This is a genomic window from Aestuariivirga sp., assembly GCF_047600585.1.
Taxonomy (GTDB): domain Bacteria; phylum Pseudomonadota; class Alphaproteobacteria; order Rhizobiales; family Aestuariivirgaceae; genus Aestuariivirga.
Genome location: NZ_JASGKP010000001.1, coordinates 2061219 through 2082186 on the forward strand (window position 1 = coordinate 2061219; position 20968 = coordinate 2082186).

Here is a 20968-nt window from a genome sequence, read left to right on the forward strand (position 1 = left end):
AGTCTAGCAGGAGTTTGAAGCGAAGGACCAGCCCGACACCATGAATGCGCCTGCAAAACTGCCACAGAACATTCACGCCACAGGCCAGTTGCCGAAAGTCGCTTGGGCCAAGGGCGCCTATCTGCATGACGTGGATGGCAAGGTCTATATCGACGGTTCGGGTGGGCCTGCCGTCTATTGCATCGGCCATGCGAACGAGGAAGTGAACGAGGCGATCCGCCAGCAGCTTGACCGCATCGCCCACGGCTACCGCTACAACTTCACCACCGATGCGCTCGAGGAACTCTCAGACATCATCCGCAGGAACTGCGGCGGCACGCTCAACCACATGGTGTTCGTGACCGGTGGCAGCGAGGCGGTGGAAAGCGCCCTGAAGCTTGCCCTGCAATACCAGACGGCGGTGGGCCGCAAGAGCCGCCGCAAGTTCATTGCCCGCGAACGAAGCTGGCATGGCAATACGCTGGGCGCCCTCGGCGTCTCGGGCTTCCTCGAACGGCGCACGCCCTTCGAGGGCGGCTTCATCGATGCGGTACGGGTCTCGCCCGCCAATATCTATCGCCCCATCGCGGGTGCAACGGCGGAGACCACGGGCGACGCCTGCGCCAAGGAACTGGAAGAGGCGATCCTGCGCGAAGGGGCCGACACCATCGCCGCCTTCATCTTCGAGCCGGTGGTGGGTGCAGCGGGCGGCTGTGTGCCGGCACCCGACGGCTATGCAAAGCGCGTGCGCGAGATCTGCGACCGCCACGGCGTGCTGATGATCGCGGACGAGGTGATGTGCGGCGCGGGCCGCACCGGAACGTGGCGCGCGCTCGCCAGGGATGGCGTGGAGCCCGACATCATGACGGTCGCGAAGGGTCTTGCCGCCGGCTACCTGCCGCTCGGCGTGACGATCTATTCGGACAAGGTCTCGGACGCCATCATCGCGGCCAACGGCGCACCGATGACCGGCCATACCTTCACCGGCCACACAGCCTGCTGTGCTGCCGGCATCGCGGTTCAGAAGATTGTGGCGCGCGAGAAGCTGGTCGAGCGCGTCGCCGCCAACGAGGCGAAGCTCAAGGCGATGATCGCCGATGCGCTGTCGGGCGTCGAAGCCGTGGGCGACATTCGTGGTCGGGGCTACTTCATCGCCACCGAACTTGTCGCCGACCGCAAGACCAAGAAGCCCTTCGATGCCGAGCACAAGCTCTACATGAAGATCCGCCAGCAGGCCCTTGCCAACGGCCTCATCTGCTATCCCGTGGGCGGGAATGTCGACGGCGTGAACGGCGACGTTGTGATTCTGGCACCCCCCTACAATTCCAGCGAGAGCGAACTGGGCGAAATGGTGGACAAGATGGCCAAAAGCATCCGGCAAGTCTTGACGCAACAAGGGTTTGCATAGACGCTGCAAATTCTTGCCCGACCCGGAATGAGCGCTTGCACGACAAGGCAAATCACGGCAAATTCTGGGCGCGGCGACGAACTACCTATGCATGGGGCGAATATGCACGGGCGATGGCGCTTGATTCCGAGGCTGACTATTCCGGCGGTTACCGTGGCGATGGCTGCGGTGCTCAGCGGGTGCTCGTCCGGAAATTCCGTGAATTATCTTCTCGAGCAGGAGAAGGTGCACTTCCGAAATTCGATGGCGAAATCGATCGGCGCCACGCCGGGCGAGATGCAGCGCGCCTTTGAAACCTCCCCGGATGCCGAGCGCCGCCACGCCGAAGAGCTGACCCAGATGTGGGTGAAGAAGCTTGGCCGTTCCAAGGACAAGGCCATGCAGGCGGAATTGCAGTCGGTCGTCGACCGGCTGATCGAGCCGCTGAACACGCAAGGCATCGACTTCAAGGTCGTGCTGGTGAAGGAACAGCAGATCAACGCCTTCACGCCGGGCGGCGGCATCATCGTGGTGCAGGAAGGCCTGCTCATGTATTGCGACACGGAAGGCCAGGTGGCCGCCGTGCTCGCCCACGAAATCGCCCACGTGCTGCGCCACCATCCCGTGAAGCAGCGCCAGATCGGCATCTTCCGCAAGGCCGGCCGCAGCATCACCAATGCCATCACGCCCGACAGCATGCAGCAGAGCATCGGCAACCTGCTGCGCGTGAGCGGCGGCGCCACCATCAATGCGGCGATCCGCGCCCAGGAGCGCGAGGCCGACAGCATCGCCATCGATATCCTCGTGGCGGCGGGCTACGACCCGAACGAGATGGTGAACGTGCAGCGCGTCTTCATGCAGTATGCCCCACAGGGTTCGCGCCTCGCCAACATGCTCTATGGCAGCCATCCCCTTTCGAAAGACCGCATGGAAGCCGCGATCAAGAAGATCGGCGAGAAGTACCCCGGCATCGGCGGCGACGTGACCTCGGCGCGGTTCGAGAAGCTGATCGCGGCCTACCAGGAACGCCGCATGAAGAAGGTGGCTTCGGAGCTTGGCGGCAAGCCGTAAGCCTTCAACACCCTAGTTCGTCACCCCCGCGAAGGCGGGGGCCCAGCTTCTTCGTTTGCCTCCGTGATCCGCCAAAGTTGGATTCCGGCTCGCGCGCGACATCTCGCTCCGCTCGATCAAGGCGCGCGTCCGGAATGACGGGCTTTTGGGAGTGGTACGATTTTTTCCAACCGTCACCCCCGCGAAGGCGGGGGCCTAGCTTCCGTCACATGTGATCCGCTAAGCTGGATTCCGGCTCGCGCGCGACATCTCGCTCCGCTCGATCAAGGCGCGCGTCCGGAATGACGGGGGTTGGTAGTGGTACGATTTTTTCCAACCGTCACCCCCGCGAAGGCGGGGGCCCAGCTTCTTCGTTTGCCTCCGTGATCCGCCAAAGTTGGATTCCGGCTCGCGCGCGACATCTCGCTCCGCTCGATCAAGGCGCGCGTCCGGAATGACGGCCCAAGGGTGTAACCTACCCCACCGGCACCCATTGCACCTGATCGATGCGGGTGGCGCCGGTGGCGAGCATGATCACCCGGTCGAGACCAAGTGCCACGCCCGACGCGGGCGGCATGATCGCAAGTGCCGCGAGCAGTTCCTCGTCGAGCGGATAACGCTCGCCATAGACCTGCGCCTTGATGTCCATTTCCTCTTCGAAGCGGCGGCGCTGCTCCACGGGATCGGTGAGCTCGCCGAAGCCGTTCGCCAGTTCGACCCCCGCCACATAAAGTTCGAAGCGTTCGGCAACCCGACCGTCATGGGCGCAGGTGCGGGCCAATGCGGCCTCGCAGGACGGATACTCGAAGAGCACCGTGATGCGTCCGTTGCCGAGATGCGGCTCCACCTTCTCCACAAGGATGCGGCTGAAGATATCCGACCAGCTTTCGCCTTCGGCAAAATGAACGGGCGACATGCGCGCCAGCGCCTCACGGTCTGGCGGCCCGCCTGCCCGCAGCGTCGACAGGAGATCAACCCCCGCGTAGCGCTTGAAAGCCTCCGACACGCTCAGCCACTGGGCCTCGGCGTGGATTTCACAAGCGCGGTCCTTCCAGTGCCAGACACTGTGCCCGGTCAGATCGCCCGCAAGCCGCACGAGCGCCAGCGTGTCCTCGATGATGAAGCGGTACTCTTCCTTCGCCCGATACCATTCCAGCATGGTGAATTCCGGCGCGTGAGTGGGCGTGCGCTCGCGGTTCCGGAAGACATGCCCCAGCGAGAAGATGCGGCTCTCGCCCGCCGCCAGCAGCTTCTTGCAGGCAAACTCCGGCGAGGTGTGGAGGTAGCGCATTTCGCGGGAGCCGTCGGTGTTGATGAGCTCGGTCGCGAAGGCGTGGAGGTGGGCCTCGTTGCCGGGCGACACGGCAAGTGCCGGCACGTCGACCTCGAGGAAATCACGCGCCGCGAACCATTCCCGGACGCCTGAGAGAATGCGGTTCCGGGCCAGCAGGAAGGGCCGCCTGTCCTGATGGCGGTCGGGCGCATACCACGGAGACCCTTGAGGCTTTTCCTTTGGCAAAGTGGCGTTTTCCTTGTTTGCCGGCGGGGGTTGGCATTCCCGGTGCCCCCTGCTATGAGCCGCGCCAACATCATACACAATCCCGCAAAAAGAGAGAATAACCGTGGTCAAAGTCATCGCCAGCGGCGTGCGCAAAGGTAACGTGATCGAGCATGAGGACGGCAAGCTCTATGTCGTGCTGAAGGCCGAAAGCATGCACCCCGGCAAGGGCACCCCCACCACCACCATCGACATGCGCCGCATCTCGGACGGCGTGAAGACCGTGGTGCGCTACAAGACGACCGATCCGCTGGAGCGCGCCTTCGTCGAAACGATCACCCACACCTATCTCTACCAGGACGGCGAGAACTACGTGTTCATGAACCCGTCCAACTACGAGCAGATCAACGTGCCGGCCGACATGCTGGGCGAATCCGCCCCCTTCCTGCAGGAAGGCATGGAATGCCAGGTCGCCATCTTCAACGAGTCGCCGATCTCGATCGAACTGCCGCAGCGCGTGACCCTCGAAATCACCGACACGGAACCGGCGATCAAGAACCAGACGGCTTCGTCCTCGTTCAAGCCTGCCGTGCTGTCGAACGGCGTGCGCACCATGGTGCCGCCGCACATCACCTCGGGCACGCGCATCGTCGTCGATACGGCTGACGGTTCCTACATCGAGCGCGCCAAGGACTGATTACTTGCGCGAAAAGACGCCCACCACTTCGGTGTGGGCCGTCCACTTGAACTGATCCACAGGCGTCACATGGCGGAGCGAGAACCCTCGGTCCGCCAAAATTTTTGCGTCGCGGGCAAAGCTCGTTGGATCGCACGAGACATAGGTGATGTGCTTCACCGCCGATTGCGCCAGCATCCGGCACTGGGCTTCGGCACCCGCCCGCGGCGGATCGAGCACCGCCCAGTCGAAGCTCTTCAGTTCCTGCACGGTAAGCGGCGCGTTGAAGAGGTTGCGCGCCGTGGCCGTCACCGGGCGCAGGCCCTGGGTGATGCGTGTCGCCTTCACCAGCGCATCGACTGCGGCACGGTCCGAGTCGAAGCCCGTCACCGGCATGGTTTCGGCAAGTCGCAGCGCGAAGGTGCCCAGCCCGCAGAACAGGTCAACGACCGTGCGCGCCTTCTTCGGCTTCGACGCGAGAACGAGCCGCGCCAGTTCGCTCTCGCCCGCCTCGGTCGCCTGCAGGAAGGACTGCACGGGCAAAGGCACGGTGGCGGCCCCCATGCGCACGACGGGCGGTGCCGCCATGGCGAAGACATCGCCGTTCACCGCAAGCCGCAGGATGGATTGTTCGTGGAACAGCGCCGAGAGCGCCGGGCTCCGCTTGTCGGTGGCCTTGCGCTCGGCCCTCACGGACACATCGATGCCGTTCTGCGCGGCGGTGAGCGCCACATCGCAATCGCCCAGTAGCGGCCCGAAGGCGGCGGCAAGTGCGGGACTCTTCTGCAACGCGGGCACCAGCACCGGACATTGGTCGAGCGGCACCAGGTCGTGGGACTTCTGTTCCATGAAGCCCGCCTGCCACGCGCCTTCCAGCTTGCGCACATGGAAGGAGACACGCCGCCGCCCTGCCCCATGCGCATCGACAAGGGGCGCGATCTCGGGTGATAGGCCGTTCGCCGCCAGCACGGCGCGCACCTGCTCGCGCTTCCAAGTGCGGTAGTGCTCTTCGCTCCAGTGCTGGAACTTGCAGCCGCCACATGCGTCGTAGTGTTTGCAGAAGGCCGGAACACGTTCCGGCGATGCCTCGATCACCCGCAGCAGCTTCGTGCCGGCAAGATCGACGACCTCGCCCGGCAGCACCTTGGGCACATGGCGCACACCCTCTGCCGCTTCGACTATGCCATCACCCCGCTGCCCGAGGCGTTCCACCACGTGACGGGTCATGACGGATAGAGCAGCACCAGCGCCTCGCCGCTGGCCACGCCGACGGCGGCACGCCCGCCCACGCATTCGTTCGAGAGCGTCAGGGTCGAGCCGCGCGGCACGTCACGCTCGGAGAGCGGCCAGCGCACGCCGGTGATGGTGAGGCCCTTGAGGTCGGTGAGCGGGATGATCGACAGGCGCATGCCCGCCGCAAGATCGGTGAAGAGCAGGATCTGCAACAGCGCGTGGGCTTCCTCGTTGCCGCTGGTCAGCACCGTCGTCACATCGCGCTTCGCCAGTTCCACGAGCATGAAGGCATGGGCCAGCACATGATCGAACTGGCCGCCGAAGCCACCCACCAGAACGAGGTCGGTGGCGCCGCGCTTCAGCGCCTCGGTGATGGCGATCTCGCCGTCGGTGGCATCCTTGGCGGCGGGAAAGACGTGGCGGGGCACATGGGCGAAGACCTTTTCCAGTTCGCTGCCGGCCGAATCGAAGTCCCCCACCCAGAGTTCCGGCGCGAGGCCGAGCGCATGGGCATGGGCGATGCCGCTGTCGGCGGCGATGACGCGGGTTCCCGCCACCTGCTTCCGCAGGCGGTCCGTCACCCGTACCTCGCCCCCCAGCAAAATGGTGAACCTGCTCATCTTTTCCGAGAACTCCACAACATGGCAGGCATGTAACAGGTCTTGCTTGCCAGCGCGAGGCCCGTGCCCTAAATCCCGTCCCGCTCTCAACGGGGTGCTGGTTCCGCAAGGACTGGCTGAGAGGTGGCAACCACCAACCCGCTGAACCTGATCTGGATCATGCCAGCGTAGGGATTGCGAGCGGGTGGCACGCTTGCCCCCTCCTCCATGTCTCGAAGTCTGGCGAATGGAGGACATATGAAGAAGATCATTCTTTCACTCGCCGCGTCCCTTTTCCTTGCCGTACCCGCGCTCGCGAAGGAGACGCTGACCGTCTACACCTACGAAAGCTTCGTTGCCGAATGGGGGCCCGGTGCCGCCATCAAGGCGAACTTCGAAAAGACCTGCGACTGCACGGTGGAATGGGTCTCGATTGCCGATGGCGTCGCCATGCTCAACCGCCTGAAGCTCGAGGGCAAGGACACCAAGGCCGACGTAGTGCTGGGCCTCGATACCAACCTCACCGATGAAGCCCGCGCGCTCGGCCTCTTCGCGCCCCATGGCATGAAGGATGCCAAGCTCAACGTGCCGGTAGCGTGGGACGATGCGGAGTTCCTGCCCTATGACTACGGCCACTTCGCCGTTGTCTATGACAGCGAGAAGATGAAGACGCCGCCCGCCTCGCTCGATGAGCTGGTGAACGGCGACGCCAGCCAGAAGATCGTGCTGGAAGACCCGCGCTCGTCCACGCCCGGCCTCGGCTTCCTGCTGTGGATGAAGCAGGTCTATGGCGACAAGGCTGCCGACGCCTGGAAGAAGCTGAAGCCGCGCATCCTCACCACCACGCCCGGCTGGTCGGAGGCCTATGGCCTCTTCACCAAGGGCGAAGCGCCGATGGTGTTCTCCTACGTGACCTCGCCCGCCTATCACATCGAGGTGGAGAAGACCGAACGCTATAAGGCGGCGGCCTTCAAGGAAGGCCACTACCTGCAGATCGAGGTGGCAGGCGCCATTGCCTCCTCGCCCGAACTGCCGCTGGCCCAGAAGTTCCTCGCCTTCATGCTCACCCCCGGCTTCCAGGATGAAATCCCGGCCACCAACTGGATGATGCCGGCGGGCACCATGGAAAAGCCGCTGCCTGCGGCCTTCGGAACGCTGGTGAAGCCGGAGAAGACGCTGCTCTTCACGCCTGCGGAGGTGAACGCCAACCGCCGCGCCTGGATTGACGAGTGGCTGAACGCGTTGGGCGGCTGATGCAACAGGCGGCACGGATCTCGTTTCTCGCACCCGCGGCTGTCATCGCCGCGGCGGCTGCGGGCTTCGTGCCGCTTCTCTCCTTTGCCTTTGCCGAGGGCGGCAAGCTTGCGCCTGACGCTTACATCTGGCGTGTCCTCGGCTTCACGCTGTTGCAGGCTGCCCTCTCCACGGTGCTTTCGATCCTGCCCGCCATCCCGGCGGCCCGCGCGCTTGCGTTTCGCAGCTTCCCCGGGCGGGGATTGCTGCTCGCCCTCTTCGCCGTGCCGCAGGCGCTGCCGGCCATCGTGGTGGTGCTGGCGCTCGTACAGCTTTACGGGCGATCGGGCTGGTTGCCGGATGTGGTCAATCTCTATGGCCTCGCGGGAATCCTTTTGGCGCATGTGTTCTTCAACCTGCCGCTTGCCCTGCGCTTCTGCCTCGAGGCACTCGAGAATGTGACGCCGGAGAACATCCGCCTTGCCGACCAGCTCGGCTTCGATTCCCGCGCCCGCTGGCGGCATGTGGATTGGCCGGCGCTGAAGCCGCTGCTGCCTCGCCTTGCGGCCCTCATCTTCCTGCTCTGTGCGGCGAGCTTCGTTGTCGTCCTGACCTTCGGCGGGCCTTCGGCCACCACGCTTGAGGTGGCGATCTACCAGTCGCTCCGCCTCGACTTCGATGTCAGCCGCGCGGTGACGCTGGCGCTCTTGCAGGCGGTGCTCTGCCTCGTGCTGGTGATCTTCGCCGGGCAACTGGCGGCCCCGGTGCCCACAACGGCCGCGCTCCGCCTCCTCAACCCTGCGCCCCGTCCCATGGGCTGGCTCGGACTGCTGATGGTGATCGTGGCGACGCTCCTCGTGCTTCCGCCGCTGGCCGCACTCGTGGTCTCGGGTGTGCAAGCGATCGATCTCCGTCCCCTGCTTTTCCAGGCGCTGGGCACAAGCGTGCTCATCGCCACCCTGAGCGCTGCGATCAACCTGCTCCTCGCCTGGCCGCTGGTGCTGCTGCAGGTCAGACTCACGCGTGGACGCTGGCTCGTCACGGCGGTGAGTCTCGCCGGATTGATCCTGCCGCCCGCCGTACTCGCCACCGGCTGGTTCGTGCTGCTGCGTGGACTCATCACCACGCCCGCTTCAAGCGTGATCTTGATTTCGTGCCTCAACGCCCTGATGGCGCTGCCTTTTTCGACAACCATTCTGGGTGCTTCCATGGCCGCGCAACTGTTGCCGCAGGACCGTCTCTGCGCCCAGCTCGGCCTCTCCGGCTGGCAGCGCTTCAAGCTGATCGACGCGCCGGTGCTGACGCGGCCCATCCTGCAGGCGCTGCTCGTTGCCTTCGTCCTCTCCTTCGGCGATCTCACCGCGATCCTGCTGCTCGGCTCGCAGGGGCTGGTGACGCTGCCTTCGCTCATCTCGGCGGAGATGGGGCACTATCGCTCCGCAGCGGCGCAAGGCACCGCCCTGCTGCTCGCACTGCTCTGCCTCGCAGGCACCCTCGCCGCCAACCGCATCGGACGAAAGACATGATGATCCGCATCGACAAGGGCCTTTACCGCCACGGCGACTTCACGCTTTCCATGGACCTCGAGGTGCAGCGCAGCGCGCTCGTCGCGGTGCTCGGCCCCAGCGGCTCCGGCAAGTCGACACTGCTCAACGTGATCGCGGGCTTCGAACCCTTGGCCCGTGGCCGCATCATCCTCAACAACGCCGACGCCACGAAGACGCCGCCCGCTGAGCGGCCCGTCACGGCGGTGTTTCAGGATCACAACAGTTTCGCGCATCTCGATGCCTGGTCGAATGTGGCGCTCGGTCTTTCGCCTGCGCTGAACCTGACCGATGCCCAGAAGAAAGCAGTGGACCGTGCGCTTGATCTCGTGGGCCTTGCCTCACTCGCAAAACGCCTGCCCGGTGAAATGTCCGGCGGCGAGCGCCAGCGCATCGCCATCGCCCGTGTGCTGGTGCGGAAGCGACCGATCCTGCTGCTCGATGAAGCTTTCGCCGCACTCGGCCCCGCCCTTCGCCGCGAGATGCTGCGGCTGGTGAAGGCCCTGCACGCGAGTGAGGGCCTGACCACGCTGCTTGTCACCCACCAGCCGGAAGATGCCCAGAGTGTCGCCGAGCGGGTGATCTTCGTGGACAAGGGCACGGTGCATGCGCCCATCGAGACGAAGAAGTTCTTTGCCTCGCACGACAAGGATATCCGCGCCTATCTTGGCGCGTGGACCTGATCACCAGCCGGAGCCGCCGCCACCACCGCCGCCGCCGCCCGAGAAGCCGCCGCCACCCGAACCCGACGACGAGCCTGGTGCCACCGATGCCGACGAGATCGAGGAGGCAAGTCCGGAGCCGAGCCCGCTGGTGAAGCCGCCGCTGCTCCAGTTGCTGCCGTGATACCAGGAGGGCGACGAGCCCGAGACGGCGCCTGCCGCCGCGGCAGCCGCCAACACCGCAGCAAACTTCGCGTTCCACTCGTTCTCGCAATCGAGCGCCATGGCATAGGGCAGATAGCGTTCGAAAAGCTCGGGCGTTTTTTCCGGCGGGTTGAGGATTTTGAGGCGCTCTTCCTCGGCCGTGGTCATGTACATGCGGAAGCCCTCGATCTGGTCGAGGATGGCGCGGCCTTTCACGGTGGGCGCTTTCAGCAGCCAGTAGAATATGAGGTTGAAGAGGCCGAGTATCACGGCGCCCGCGATGAAGATGCCCATGGGCCATGAGGCTTCGGTGCCGAACAGGGTTGCCGCCGGAACCGCAAGGCCGCCGAACACGAAGGGCAGAAGGAAGATCATCACGAAGAAGGATTTCAGCTTCATCCAGAAGGTGCCGGCGCGCAGGCCCTGGAACATGGCCCAGCCGATGCCGATGATGACGCTCCACCAGATGGCGGAGAAGATGGAGGTGAACGCGACGATTGCCCCCTCGCCGCCCGGCACCATGAAGCCCGAGATGATGAAGCCCACGCCAGAGAGGATCGCACCGATCACGAACCACTTCAGGTTCTTCAGGAACATGCTGCCATCGAACTCGTCGGCGAGCGCACTCCGGATGGCGCTGCGGGCGTTGTTGACCGCGATATGGCTGCCCTTCTTGAGCTTCAGCGTGCCGCTGGGCAACGAGCGCAGCAGTTCCTGTTCGCTGCGGGTGAGCGGTTCGGTGCCCTGCCCGCCCTTGGTGATGGCGTAGTCGCCGTCGTCATCGGCGATCACCAGGCGCTTCTTCACCGCAAGCCCGACGATCGCTGCGGCGAAGCCGTCGTTGTCGAAGCCCTGCTTCCAGATGTAGCGCACCGCCGCGGGGCCCAGCCCCTTGGGCGGATAGAAGAGCGGCACGATCTGCCCGCCCGGCGGATCGCGGCCGACCTTGTTCCAGGCCCAGATGTAGTAAATGCCGACCAGCAGCAAGGTGAGACCGAGCAGGAAGTAGCCGAGATTGTCCTCGATCCACCACCAGCGCTTCTGCGCGTCCGTTGGCGGGGCAACGATGCCCTTCTGCCAACTCACGGCGATGGTGAAGCCTTCGCCGGACTCGAGCCTGCGCGTGGTTTCGGCAACGAAGCGGTTGCCGCCCGCGGTGACAACGCGGGCATCCTTGCCGGCCACGCCCTGCCGCCCGGTGTAAAGCGAATATTGGCCGGTGTTGGCGCCCTCCGGCAGGCGGACGATCACCTGTGCCCGCTCGATGGGGAAGGTCCAGCCATTGCCGGTGACGTTCCAGTAGAGTTCGTCGAAATTCTCGAAGAAGCCGATCTGCCGTGTGGTGCGGTAGATGATCTGCCAGGTGTGATCTCCGGTCTCGAGCCAGACATCGGCGCTGCCGATCTTCAGTTCGACGCCGTTGTTGACGTAGCTTTCGCTGTAGGGTTCCTTCTGGCCGTCGCGCTCCACCGAAACGACGTCGAAACCGACGTTCACCCGCTGGCCGAAACGGTCGCGGTAGCTCAGCGGGAAGTCACGCTTGATGCCGTGATTGATCTCCACGCCCTGCACCAGGAAGGTGAGGGTCTCGCGCACCGTCAGTGTGCCATCGGCACCCACCGTGACGTCGGAGATGAAATTGCGGATCTCCTCTTCGGCGCGGGCCGGCTGGCCGAACGCGGCGACGAGGCAAAGGACGGCGGCGAGCCAGCGCAGCATGGCTCAGCGCGTCTTGAAGTCCACCTTCGGGGTCTCTCGCTGTGCCGCATCCCCGATTTCGAAGAACTCCGCCTTGGCGAAGTGGAACATGTTGGCGACGAAGTTGGAGGGGAAGGATTCGATCATGGTGTTCAGCACGCGCACCGCGCCATTGTAGTAGCGGCGCGACATCTGGATTTCATCCTCGACGCCGGCGAGCTTGTCCTGCAGGTCGCGGAAATTGGCATCCGCCTTCAGTTCCGGATAGGCCTCGGCGATGGCGAAGAGACGGCCGATGGCCGCCGACATGGCCTGCCCGACCGCCGACTGGTCGGCGACGCTGCCGCCCGCGATCGACTTGGCGCGCAGTTCGGCAAGGTCCCGGAAAATCTTGTCCTCGTGGGTGGCATAGCCCTTCACCGTCTCCACCAGATTGGGGATCAGGTCGGCGCGGCGCTTCAGCTGCACGTCGATGCCGCTCCAGCCTTCCGCCACAAGGTTCTTGTTCCGGACCAGTCCGTTGTAGACGAAGATGAAATAGGCCGCGATCACCACGATCAAGGCCAGAACGATGTAACCCAGGGTCATGAAAGGCCTCCCGCGAAGCAGGTGCATTATGGCTGTGTTCTGTATCCAGACAAGGGGCGTGTTTGAGGCTATGAAATGTGCCTTGACTTGAGCAAAAGGGGTGTGTTCCGGCACACTCGGAACGGGAGTGATTCATGATCAAGACCTATTTTGTGGCGCCGCGGTTCAAGGGCCCGCCCGGACAGGAAGACATGCCCTGGCTGCTCTCGCTCGCCCCGGTCACCACCTCGCGGGCGGTGAAGATCGCCATGCTGGTCGACTACAGCCCGGAAGACGTGGAATTCCGCGCCATGCTGAGCGAGCTGCGCCGCGACCTGAAGCGCCTGGCGGGTGCGGGGTCAGCCCATGAATGCCTGCTGCTGCCGGGCACCACAGGCCTTGCCATGGAAGCGGTGCTTACCGCCCTCGGTCCTCAAAAGCGCAAGAAGACACTGGTGATCTGCAACGGCCGGGATGGCGAGCAGGCCGCCACCATCCTCACCCGGCTCGAACGCCCTGTCACCCGCCTCAGCAAGCCGGACAACGGCCTCGTGACGGTGGAAGACGTGACCGCCGCCCTAGATGCCGACCACGACATCAGCCACGTCTGGCTCTCCCACTGCGAAAGCGGTTCCGGCCTCATCAACATGGTGGGCGAGATCGGCAAGCTGGTGAAGGACAAGCAGAAGACCTTCATGGTCGATGCCAGCAACGGCTTCGGCGCGCTCCCCCTGGACGTGGTGGGTGACTCGATCGACGTGATGGTGGCCGCGCCCGACACCTGCCTTGAAGGCGTGCCGGGCTTCGCCATCGTGATGGTGAAGCGCGATCTGCTGATCAGCGCCGAGGGCAAGACCCATTCGGTGGCTTTCGACCTCCATGCCCACTGGAAGGAACAGGAAGGTGTGGGCGCGATGCATGCACCGCCTCCGGCCCATGCGGTTGCCGCCTTGCGTCAATCGCTCCGCGAACTGGAAGCGGAAGGCGGCATCGGCATGCGCCGCGCGCGCTACCAGCGCAACAGCGAGGAACTGATCACCCGCATGAAGGCCATGGGCTTCACCCCCTTCCTGCCCGAAACCGAGGCCGGCCCCATCGTTCAGGCCTTCCTCGCGCCCCGTGACAAGCGCTTCGATTTCGAAGCCTTCCGCGAGGGCCTGCGCCAGCGCGGCTTCCTGATCGCGGGCGGCACGCTCTCGTCGCAGAAGAGCTTCCGCATCGCCTCCGTGGGCGGCATCGATCACAAGGTGATCAAGGGTCTCGCTTCGGCTGTCGAGGAGGTGCTGAAGGAACTGGACGTGCAGGAATTCACCCCGCTCGAGGCCACGGCCTGAGATGACGACGCACAGCCTCGCCGAGATCGAAGCCCATGCCCGCGCCGCGTTGGCGCGGAAGGGGCTTTCGCAGCACGCGGACTTTGCCGCCCCGGCCTGCGCCTTTCTCGAAGGCGTGGCCTATCCCGGATTGAAGATCCTCGCCGAGGCACTGGAAGATCCGGCCACATCGGCCACGCTCGAGAAGGACCTGATGGGCCTCGACCTGCAGCACGTCTCCTGCGTCTTCATCGGCGCGGAGGTGGAGCGTATTCTCAAGGAGCATGGCCGCCTCTTCCTGCGCAACGTGCGGCACGGGCTTTATCTGCTGCCCGGCAGCGTGACGCAGAACTACGGCATCGGCTGCCCGGTGGACCCCGGCTTTCCGCTGGGCGGCGAGCGCAGCAAGAACCCTTACGTCGACAAGCTCGACGCCAGCACGCGGAACGGTGTCATCGTCGATGATGCGCTCTGGCAATCCCTCGCATAGGACCCATCATGGCAGGCCCGCTTTCCGGCATCCGAGTACTTGACCTCACGCGCGTTCTGGCTGGCCCCTGGGCCACGCAGATGCTGGCGGATTTCGGCGCGGAAGTTGTGAAGATCGAGAAGCCCGGCGAAGGCGACGACACCCGCGGCTGGGGCCCGCCCTTCCTCACCAACCCGGATGGCTCGCGTGGCGACGCCGCCTATTTCCAGTCGGCCAACCGGGGCAAGTGGTCGGTCTGCATCGACATGGCCTCGCCCGAAGGCCAGAAGCTCATCCGCGCACTCGCCGCCAAGGCCGATGTGGTGATCGAAAACTTCAAGGTGGGCGGGCTCAGGAAATATGGCCTCGACTACGAGAGCCTGAAGGCCATCAATCCCCGCCTCATCTATTGCTCCATCACCGGCTTCGGCCAGAACGGCCCCTATGCCCAGCGTGCCGGCTATGACTTCATGATCCAGGGCATGGGCGGCATCATGTCGGTGACGGGCCAGCCCGATGGCACGCCCGGCGCCGAGCCCATGAAGGTGGGCGTGGCCTTCGCCGACATCTTCACCGGTTTGCACGCCGTGATCGGCATCGAGGCCGCGCTGTTCCACCGCGAACGCACCGGACAGGGCCAGTATCTCGATCTGGCGCTGCTCGATTCACAGGTGGCGGTGCTCGCCAACCAGGCGCTGAACTATCTGGTGGGCGGCAAGGCGCCGACGCGTCTCGGCAACGCGCACCCCAACATTGTGCCCTACCAGACCTTCGAAACCGCGGATGGCTACATCATCATGGCGGTGGGTACAGACCGTCAGTATGCGGAATACTGCAGCATCATCGGTGCGGCCCATCTCGCTGCGGACGAACGCTTCAGGACCAACCGTGGCCGTGTGGAGAACCGCACCACGCTCATTCCGCTGCTCCAGCCGTTCATGAAGGCGCGCAGCACGGCGGAGTGGGTGGCGGCGTTCGAGGCGGCAGCGGTGCCCTGCGGCCCGATCAACACGCTCGACCAGGTGTTCGAGAATCCGCAGGTGCTGGCGCGCGGCCTGCAGGTGGGCCTGACGCGGGACGACGGCGTGCAGGTGCCGGGTGTCGCCAACCCGATCGTGTTCTCGGAAACGCCGGTGCAATACGAAAAGCCCTCGCCGCGTTTGGGCGACGGCACGGAAAAGGTGCTGCGCGAACAGCTGGGCCTCGCTGCGGATGAGATTGCCGCCCTGAAGACGAAGGGCGTGGTGGGGTAAGCGGAACTTCGCTCTCACACCCTTCGCTAGCGGTAGAAAAACTCTCCATGGCCGGGCTTGACCCGGCCATCCGGTCGTTCCGTCACGCTGATCTGGATGCCCGGCTCAAGGCCGGGCATGGAGAGAGAAAACCGTCATTCCGGACGCGCGCCTTGATCGAGCGACAGCGAGATGTCGCGCGCGAGCCGGAATCCAGCTTTGGCGGGTCACAAGGAAGCTGGACCCCCCTCCGCCAGCGGTGACGGCATGAACTACCGCCGCAGGAACGGATTGCTCTGGCGTTCGTCGCCGATGCTGCTGGCGTTGCCATGCCCCGGCAGGAACACCACATCATCGCCCAGCGGCAGCACCTTCTCCTCGATGCTGTCGAGCAGCGTCTCGTGGCTGCCGCCCGGCAGATCGGTGCGGCCAATGGAGCCCTGGAACAGCACGTCACCCATCAGCGCAAAGCGGTTCGCAGCATTGAAGAACACCACCGAGCCCGGCGAGTGCCCCGGCGCATGGATGATGGCGAAGCGGAAGCCCGCCACCTCAACCTCGTCGCCGTCCTTCAGCCAGCGGTCGGGCGTCACCTCGCGAGCGGTGAGCATGCCGTAGCGCGCCCCCGATTGCGGCAGGTTGTCGAGCAGATACTTGTCGGCCTCGTGCGGGCCTTCGATCGTGACACCCAGCTTCTCGCGCAGTTCCGCTGCACCCCCGGCATGATCGATGTGGCCATGGGTGAGCAGGATCTTCTCGATGGTGAGGCCCATCTTGCCGATGGCTTCCATGATCATCTCGACATCGCCGCCCGGATCGACGACCGCGCCGCGCTTCGACACGGTGTCATAGACGAGGGAACAATTCTGCTGGAAACCGGTGACCGGGATGACGGCGACGCGGAAGGTCTGGGTGCTTTGCTGTGACATGGCACTGGCGCATAGCCGCCCCTTGGCGTGAGCGCAACTCACCCGCCCTGCCCTTGCCAGCCGAGGTTCCCGCGGGCTACGAGCCATAAATGACCACGGCGAAACCAGCGATCATTTCAGGCACCCTCGTTGCAGCCCTTGCAACCGTTGGCGTGTGCGATGTCGCCTTCGGCCTCACCCTGCAGCTTCAGCCGCTGTTGATGGATGCGCTTGGCATTCCCGCCTGGCTGATCGGCATCAACACTGCGGCGGGCGCGCTCGGCGTGCTGCTGGCGGGCCCCATCCTGCCCCGGCTCATTGCCCGGGCGGGTGCGCGCCGCGTCGCCTTCTTCTCGATCCTCACCATCATCGTCTGCCTCGCCGCCATGGCGCTGCTGCCGCCACCCTGGTGGTGGTTCTTCTTCCGCTTCTTCATGGGGGCTGCCATCGGTTCGCTGTTTACCGTCAGCGAGGCGTGGATCCTGACCATCGCCACCGACGAGACCCGCGGCCGCCTGATGGGGCTCTACACCTCGGTGCTTTCGGTCACTTTCGCGGTCGGCCCCTCGATCCTGCCTTTCACCGGCATCCACGGCCTGCTGCCGTGGATCATTTGCATCGTCTTTGTCTGCGGCGGCCTGATCCCGCTTGCCGTCGTCAAGGTGCGCGAGGCCAGCGAGGATGGTGAACACGGCAACATCTTCAACGTGCTGGGCCGGGCACCCCTGCTTTTCGCCTGCATCGGGGCCGCCACCATCTTCGACAGCGTGATCATCTCCTTCTTCTCGATCTTCGCACAACGGAACGGTCTCTCCCTTGGCGAAGCGAGCAGCATGCTGTCGGCGGGCATCGTCTCGGGCGTGGTGTGCTTCTATCCCATCGGCCTCTGGGCCGACCGCTGGAGCAAGAACGGCGTCGTCATCGTCTGCACCGTGGCCACCATCGTGGCCGCCCTGCTGCTGACGCCCGCCATCCAGTCGCTCTTCATCTGGCCGCTGGTGATGCTGATCTTCAACGGCGCCTTCGGGGTCTATGTGGTGGGACTCGCTCTCATGGGCGATGTCTTCAAGGGCAAGGACATGGTTGCCGCCTCGGCCACCACCGCCGCCATGTGGGGCGTGGGCGGCATCGTGGGGCCCCCCATTGCCGGCCGCATCATCGACAGCTTCGGCATCAACAGCTTCCCGCTGGTTCTGGCTGGATTCTACGGCCTGCTGCTGCTGGGCCTCCTCCTGCAGGGAGGCCGTGTGGCAAAAGCCACCTGACACCCATGAACGGCCAGCGTCTCGTCAATCTCATTGCGGCAATCTCCGCCATCACGGTCTTCGGCTTCACGCTGGGGCTGATGTTCCCGCTGCTGGCGCTCATCCTCGAGTCCCGCGGCATCAAGGCGGACGTGATCGGCTACAACGCCGCCATGCAGCCGCTGGGCATTTCCCTCTCGCTGTTCTTCATTCCGGCTGCGGTGCGCACCTTCGGAACCAAGCGCACCGTGATCGGGGCTGCCTTCCTGACAGCCGCCGTCATCTGCATGTATCCCTTCGCGCCCATCTTCTGGGCGTGGTTCGGGCTTCGCATCATGCACGGCTTTTTCGTCTCCGTACTCTTCGCGATCAGCGAGGCGTGGATCGTGAAGTTTGCCGAAGGCCCGTGGCGGTCGCGCATCCTTGCCCTCTACACCAGCATCATGGCACTGAGCTTCGGCGCCGGTCCTTCGCTGATTTCCATCACCGGCATCGAAGGGGCACTGCCCTTCCTCATCGGCGCGGTGATCCTCGCCTCCGCCACCATCCCCATGTTCTTCGTCAAGGACGAGGAAGTGGACGAGGAGGACGAGCGCGCCACCACCGTTCTGGGCTTTGTGCGCAAGGCCCCCATTCTGATCGTCGCCGTCACGGCCTTTGCCATCGTCGATGCCGCCTTCCTCAGCTTCCTGCCGGTCTTCGGCGTGAAGAAGGGCCTGAACCAGGAAACGGCGGCGCTGGCCCTCACCTTCTTCATCCTCGGCAACACCGTGCTGCAGTTCCCCATCGGATGGGTCGCCGACCACATGAACAAGCGCGTGGTGATCGCCGCCTGCGCACTCTTCACCGGGCTTTGCACCGCGCTTCTGCCCCTTGCCTTCGGCACGGTGTTCTTCTGGGGCCTGCTGCTGGTGGGTGGCGCTGCCTCCGCCGGCATGTACACCGTGGCGCTCGGCGAACTGGGCGACCGCTTCTCCGGCCATGAACTCACCACCGGCACCGCCTGCTTCTCCACCTTCTGGGGTGTCGGCGCACTGATGGGGGCGCTCGGCACCGGGCTTGCCTTCAACCACTTCGGCCCGGACGGCATGCCCTACAGCCTCGCCCTCGTGCTGGCGGCCTTCTTCGGCATCATGCTTCTGAACTTGCGAAGCCCGCCCAAGGGCGCGTAAGGGTGCCGGGCATGAGCACCGCCGATCTCGTCACCATCCGCGACTTTCTCCGTTATGCCGTCAGTTCCTTCCGGGCCGCCGGCGTGGTCCATGGCCACGGCACATCAAGCGTGATCGATGAGGCCGCCTACATCATCCTCGAGACGCTTCATCTGCCGGTCGATGACATCAATCCCTGGCTGGATGCGAAGCTGACCAAGCCTGAGCGCAATGCCGTCGCCAAGATCATCGCAGCGCGTGTGAAGACGCGGAAGCCCGCCGCCTATCTCCTCAAGAAAACCTACATGCACGGCATTCCATTCTATGTGGATGAACGCGTGATCGTGCCGCGCTCCTACATCGGCGAGATGCTGATGCAGGGCACGCTGGGGCCGGATGGCATCGGCCTCTATGAAACACCTGCCACCATTGGCAGCGTGCTCGATCTCTGCACCGGGTCCGGTTGCCTCGCCATCCTCGCCGCCATGACCTTCGAGAATGCCGAGGTGGATGCGGTTGACCTGTCAAAGGATGCAATTGCCGTGGCCAAGATCAACGTCAAGGATCACAGCCTCGGCGAGCGCATCAGCCTCCATCAGGGCGACCTCTTCAAGCCGCTGAAGGACAAGCGCTACGACCTCATCATCACCAATCCGCCCTATGTGGCCAAGGCCGAGGTGAAGGCATTCCCGCCGGAGTACAAGCATGAGCCGGTGATGGCACATTTGGGCGGCGATGATGGTTTCGACATCGTGCGGCGCATCCTCAAGGAAGCACCCAAATACCTCAGTGAGGATGGCGTCATCGTCTGCGAGATCGGCACGGGCCGCGACCTGCTGGAGGCGGATTTCCCCAAGCTGCCCTTCATCTGGATCGACAGCGAGGAAAGCGAGGGCGAGGTCTTTGCCCTCCGCGCCCGCGACATTCTCTGATCACTTCACGAGGCCTGAGGCGGCCTTGAAGTTGTCCCACATGATTTTCGTCGTGCGCTGCATGGACGGCATCAGCGGATAGCTCTCCCGCACCAGCCGGTCATAGGCGCCAGCGCCCTGCAGCTTTTCCAGCGTCTCGATGTAGCTCGGCATGGACGACCAGCCCGCAACGGTCTGCGGGCTGAACTCGCAGTGGAACTGGGTCGAGAGCGCATGGCCATCGATGGCCAGCGACTGCACGCTCGCACGCGGCGATTGCGCCAGCACCCGCCCGCTTTGCGGCACGCGCTTCACCTCGGCATGGTGCCACTGCATCACCTTCTGGGTGGCAGGAACGCCCGCCATGAAGGGTGACGCCGTACCCTCCTCCGTCAGTGTCACATCAAACACGCCGACCTCGCCCTTGTCGGCCAGTGCCACTTCGCCGCCCAGCGCCGTTGCCAGCAACTGGTGGCCGAGGCAGACGCCGAAGTAAGGCTTGGCCCGGTCCCACACCCATTCGCGGATCGCCTGCTTCTCGGCCTTGAGGTAGGGGTATTCCGCCTCCTGCCAGGTGTCCTGCGCGCCCCCCAGCACGAACATGAAATCGAATTCCGCAAGTGACGGGATTTCCTGCCCCTCGAAGACGCGGACAGGCACCGGCACGATGCCGTCTTCCGCAAACCAGTCGAGAAAACGGCCGGGATGGTCGTGGTTCATGTGTTGCAGGACGAGGGCTTTCTTCATGACCGGCTTTCTTCAGCGCACCTGCGGCATCACCAGCGTGGTGGCGCGGCAGGAGCGGTTTTCATTGGCCCCGCAGGCGGCGAAGTTGCCGCTCTTGTCGAGGCAGATGCGGAGTTCCGAGAGGCGCGCCCGGTCGCGGGAATTGCTGCACTGGACCGACAGCATGTCCGAGTTCAGGTCCTTGTTGGTCTTGACGAAATCGGTGACAAGCTGGTCCGGCGTGGTGATCACATCGGCGGTGGGCGAGAGATAGCGGGCGGGAATGCGCACCTTGCCGAAAATGGCGCGGATGGCACTGAAATAGGAGAGCTGCGAGACGCCCGCACAGGTGCCGTGCTTCTTCCATTCGTGGATGATCAGCTTCTTCGACGGCATGATGTCCATCATGCTGCGGATGGTGTTCTCCTCCACCCAGCTTTCATCGGTCGGGCAGTCCTGCGGCCAGCCCTTGTCGTATTGCGGCCAGAGGCCATGCACCACGAAGGCGAAGCGGCGGCCCGGCGCACACTGGCTGTTGTCATTCGCGCCCGCAGGTGAAGCGCAATAGGTAGGCGACCACGACAGCGCCAGCACGAGATAGTCGTAATCGCCGCTGCGGTTGCTGCGCGCTGTTGCGGGCAGCGTGCTTGCGAGCATCAGGAGAACGGCGAGCAGAAGGCGCAT

20 protein-coding genes and 1 riboswitch are annotated in these 20968 nt (G+C 64.5%); of the genes, 12 read left to right on the forward strand and 8 right to left on the reverse strand.

Annotated features, from left to right (window positions below):
* Positions 1-40 precede the first annotated feature (40 nt).
* Positions 41-1387 carry an aspartate aminotransferase family protein gene (locus tag QM801_RS10135; RefSeq protein WP_415019085.1) on the forward strand — a complete coding sequence of 449 codons (1347 nt, stop codon included), beginning with the start codon at positions 41-43 and terminating at the stop codon, positions 1385-1387.
* A 198-nt stretch (positions 1388-1585) separates the two neighbouring features.
* Positions 1586-2437 (forward strand): M48 family metallopeptidase, encoded by an 852-nt coding sequence (locus QM801_RS10140; RefSeq protein WP_415019086.1) that lies wholly within the window; start codon positions 1586-1588, stop codon positions 2435-2437.
* Positions 2438-2891: 454 nt separating this feature from the next.
* Here QM801_RS10140 and epmA read toward each other — a convergent pair whose 3' ends face one another.
* Positions 2892-3935: an EF-P lysine aminoacylase EpmA gene (gene epmA / locus QM801_RS10145; protein WP_415019087.1), complete on the reverse strand. Its 1044-nt coding sequence runs from the start codon at positions 3933-3935 to the stop codon at positions 2892-2894.
* Between the two features lie 103 nt (positions 3936-4038).
* Between epmA and efp the strand changes: the two genes are divergently transcribed.
* Complete coding sequence (efp, locus tag QM801_RS10150) at positions 4039-4611, forward strand: elongation factor P (RefSeq protein ID WP_415019088.1); 573 nt, start codon at positions 4039-4041, stop codon at positions 4609-4611.
* On the opposite strand, the gene QM801_RS10155 is transcribed toward efp, so the two are convergent.
* Positions 4612-5817, reverse strand: coding sequence for a class I SAM-dependent RNA methyltransferase (locus QM801_RS10155; protein WP_415019089.1), 1206 nt, complete (start codon positions 5815-5817; stop codon positions 4612-4614). It lies immediately after the preceding gene.
* A complete protein-coding gene (locus QM801_RS10160) occupies positions 5814-6443 on the reverse strand; it encodes a thiamine diphosphokinase (RefSeq protein ID WP_415019090.1) in 630 nt (209 codons plus the stop codon). Before QM801_RS10160 ends, QM801_RS10155 begins: the two co-directional genes overlap by 4 nt.
* An 80-nt stretch (positions 6444-6523) precedes the next feature.
* A riboswitch (TPP riboswitch) is annotated at positions 6524-6634 on the forward strand.
* A gap of 46 nt (positions 6635-6680) precedes the next feature.
* Here QM801_RS10160 and thiB point away from each other — a divergent pair.
* From thiB to QM801_RS10175, 3 genes are read left to right on the forward strand one after another with little or no spacing between them, the layout of a single operon-like run.
* Positions 6681-7676: a thiamine ABC transporter substrate binding subunit gene (thiB, locus tag QM801_RS10165; protein WP_415019091.1), complete on the forward strand. Its 996-nt coding sequence runs from the start codon at positions 6681-6683 to the stop codon at positions 7674-7676.
* Positions 7652-9181 carry an ABC transporter permease subunit gene (locus QM801_RS10170; protein ID WP_415019092.1) on the forward strand — a complete coding sequence of 510 codons (1530 nt, stop codon included), beginning with the start codon at positions 7652-7654 and terminating at the stop codon, positions 9179-9181. The genes thiB and QM801_RS10170 overlap by 25 nt, the downstream gene beginning before the upstream one ends.
* A complete protein-coding gene (locus QM801_RS10175; protein ID WP_415019093.1) occupies positions 9178-9882 on the forward strand; it encodes an ATP-binding cassette domain-containing protein in 705 nt (234 codons plus the stop codon). The genes QM801_RS10170 and QM801_RS10175 overlap by 4 nt, the downstream gene beginning before the upstream one ends.
* On the opposite strand, the gene QM801_RS10180 is transcribed toward QM801_RS10175, so the two are convergent.
* Both QM801_RS10180 and QM801_RS10185 read right to left on the reverse strand, forming a co-directional pair.
* The gene (locus QM801_RS10180; RefSeq protein ID WP_415019094.1) at positions 9883-11784 is read right to left on the reverse strand and encodes a DUF2207 domain-containing protein; all 1902 of its coding nucleotides are present in this window, start codon (positions 11782-11784) and stop codon (positions 9883-9885) included.
* A gap of 3 nt (positions 11785-11787) precedes the next feature.
* Entirely contained in the window at positions 11788-12351 is a 564-nt protein-coding gene (locus tag QM801_RS10185; protein ID WP_415019095.1) for a LemA family protein, read from the reverse strand.
* A 134-nt stretch (positions 12352-12485) separates the two neighbouring features.
* Between QM801_RS10185 and QM801_RS10190 the strand changes: the two genes are divergently transcribed.
* From QM801_RS10190 to QM801_RS10200, 3 genes are read left to right on the forward strand one after another with little or no spacing between them, the layout of a single operon-like run.
* The gene (locus tag QM801_RS10190; RefSeq protein WP_415019096.1) at positions 12486-13664 is read left to right on the forward strand and encodes a 2-aminoethylphosphonate--pyruvate transaminase; all 1179 of its coding nucleotides are present in this window, start codon (positions 12486-12488) and stop codon (positions 13662-13664) included.
* Position 13665: 1 nt separating this feature from the next.
* Positions 13666-14133 (forward strand): hypothetical protein, encoded by a 468-nt coding sequence (locus QM801_RS10195; RefSeq protein ID WP_415019097.1) that lies wholly within the window; start codon positions 13666-13668, stop codon positions 14131-14133.
* A gap of 8 nt (positions 14134-14141) precedes the next feature.
* Positions 14142-15365 (forward strand): CaiB/BaiF CoA transferase family protein, encoded by a 1224-nt coding sequence (locus tag QM801_RS10200; protein ID WP_415019098.1) that lies wholly within the window; start codon positions 14142-14144, stop codon positions 15363-15365.
* Positions 15366-15616: 251 nt separating this feature from the next.
* Here QM801_RS10200 and QM801_RS10205 read toward each other — a convergent pair whose 3' ends face one another.
* Positions 15617-16273 (reverse strand): MBL fold metallo-hydrolase, encoded by a 657-nt coding sequence (locus tag QM801_RS10205; protein ID WP_415019099.1) that lies wholly within the window; start codon positions 16271-16273, stop codon positions 15617-15619.
* A gap of 89 nt (positions 16274-16362) precedes the next feature.
* On the opposite strand from QM801_RS10205, the gene QM801_RS10210 reads away from it, so the two are divergent.
* Genes QM801_RS10210 through prmB form a run of 3 tightly spaced genes read left to right on the forward strand, consistent with a single transcriptional unit; the run spans position 16363 to position 19579 of the window.
* On the forward strand, positions 16363-17517 hold the full coding sequence (locus QM801_RS10210; RefSeq protein WP_415019100.1) for an MFS transporter: 1155 nt from the start codon (positions 16363-16365) through the stop codon (positions 17515-17517).
* A gap of 5 nt (positions 17518-17522) precedes the next feature.
* Positions 17523-18668 carry an MFS transporter gene (locus QM801_RS10215; protein WP_415019101.1) on the forward strand — a complete coding sequence of 382 codons (1146 nt, stop codon included), beginning with the start codon at positions 17523-17525 and terminating at the stop codon, positions 18666-18668.
* An 11-nt stretch (positions 18669-18679) separates the two neighbouring features.
* Positions 18680-19579 (forward strand): 50S ribosomal protein L3 N(5)-glutamine methyltransferase, encoded by a 900-nt coding sequence (gene prmB / locus QM801_RS10220; protein WP_415019102.1) that lies wholly within the window; start codon positions 18680-18682, stop codon positions 19577-19579.
* On the opposite strand, the gene QM801_RS10225 is transcribed toward prmB, so the two are convergent.
* A complete protein-coding gene (locus QM801_RS10225) occupies positions 19580-20305 on the reverse strand; it encodes a type 1 glutamine amidotransferase (RefSeq protein ID WP_415019103.1) in 726 nt (241 codons plus the stop codon).
* Between the two features lie 12 nt (positions 20306-20317).
* The gene (locus tag QM801_RS10230) at positions 20318-20968 is read right to left on the reverse strand and encodes a ribonuclease T2 family protein (RefSeq protein ID WP_415019104.1); all 651 of its coding nucleotides are present in this window, start codon (positions 20966-20968) and stop codon (positions 20318-20320) included.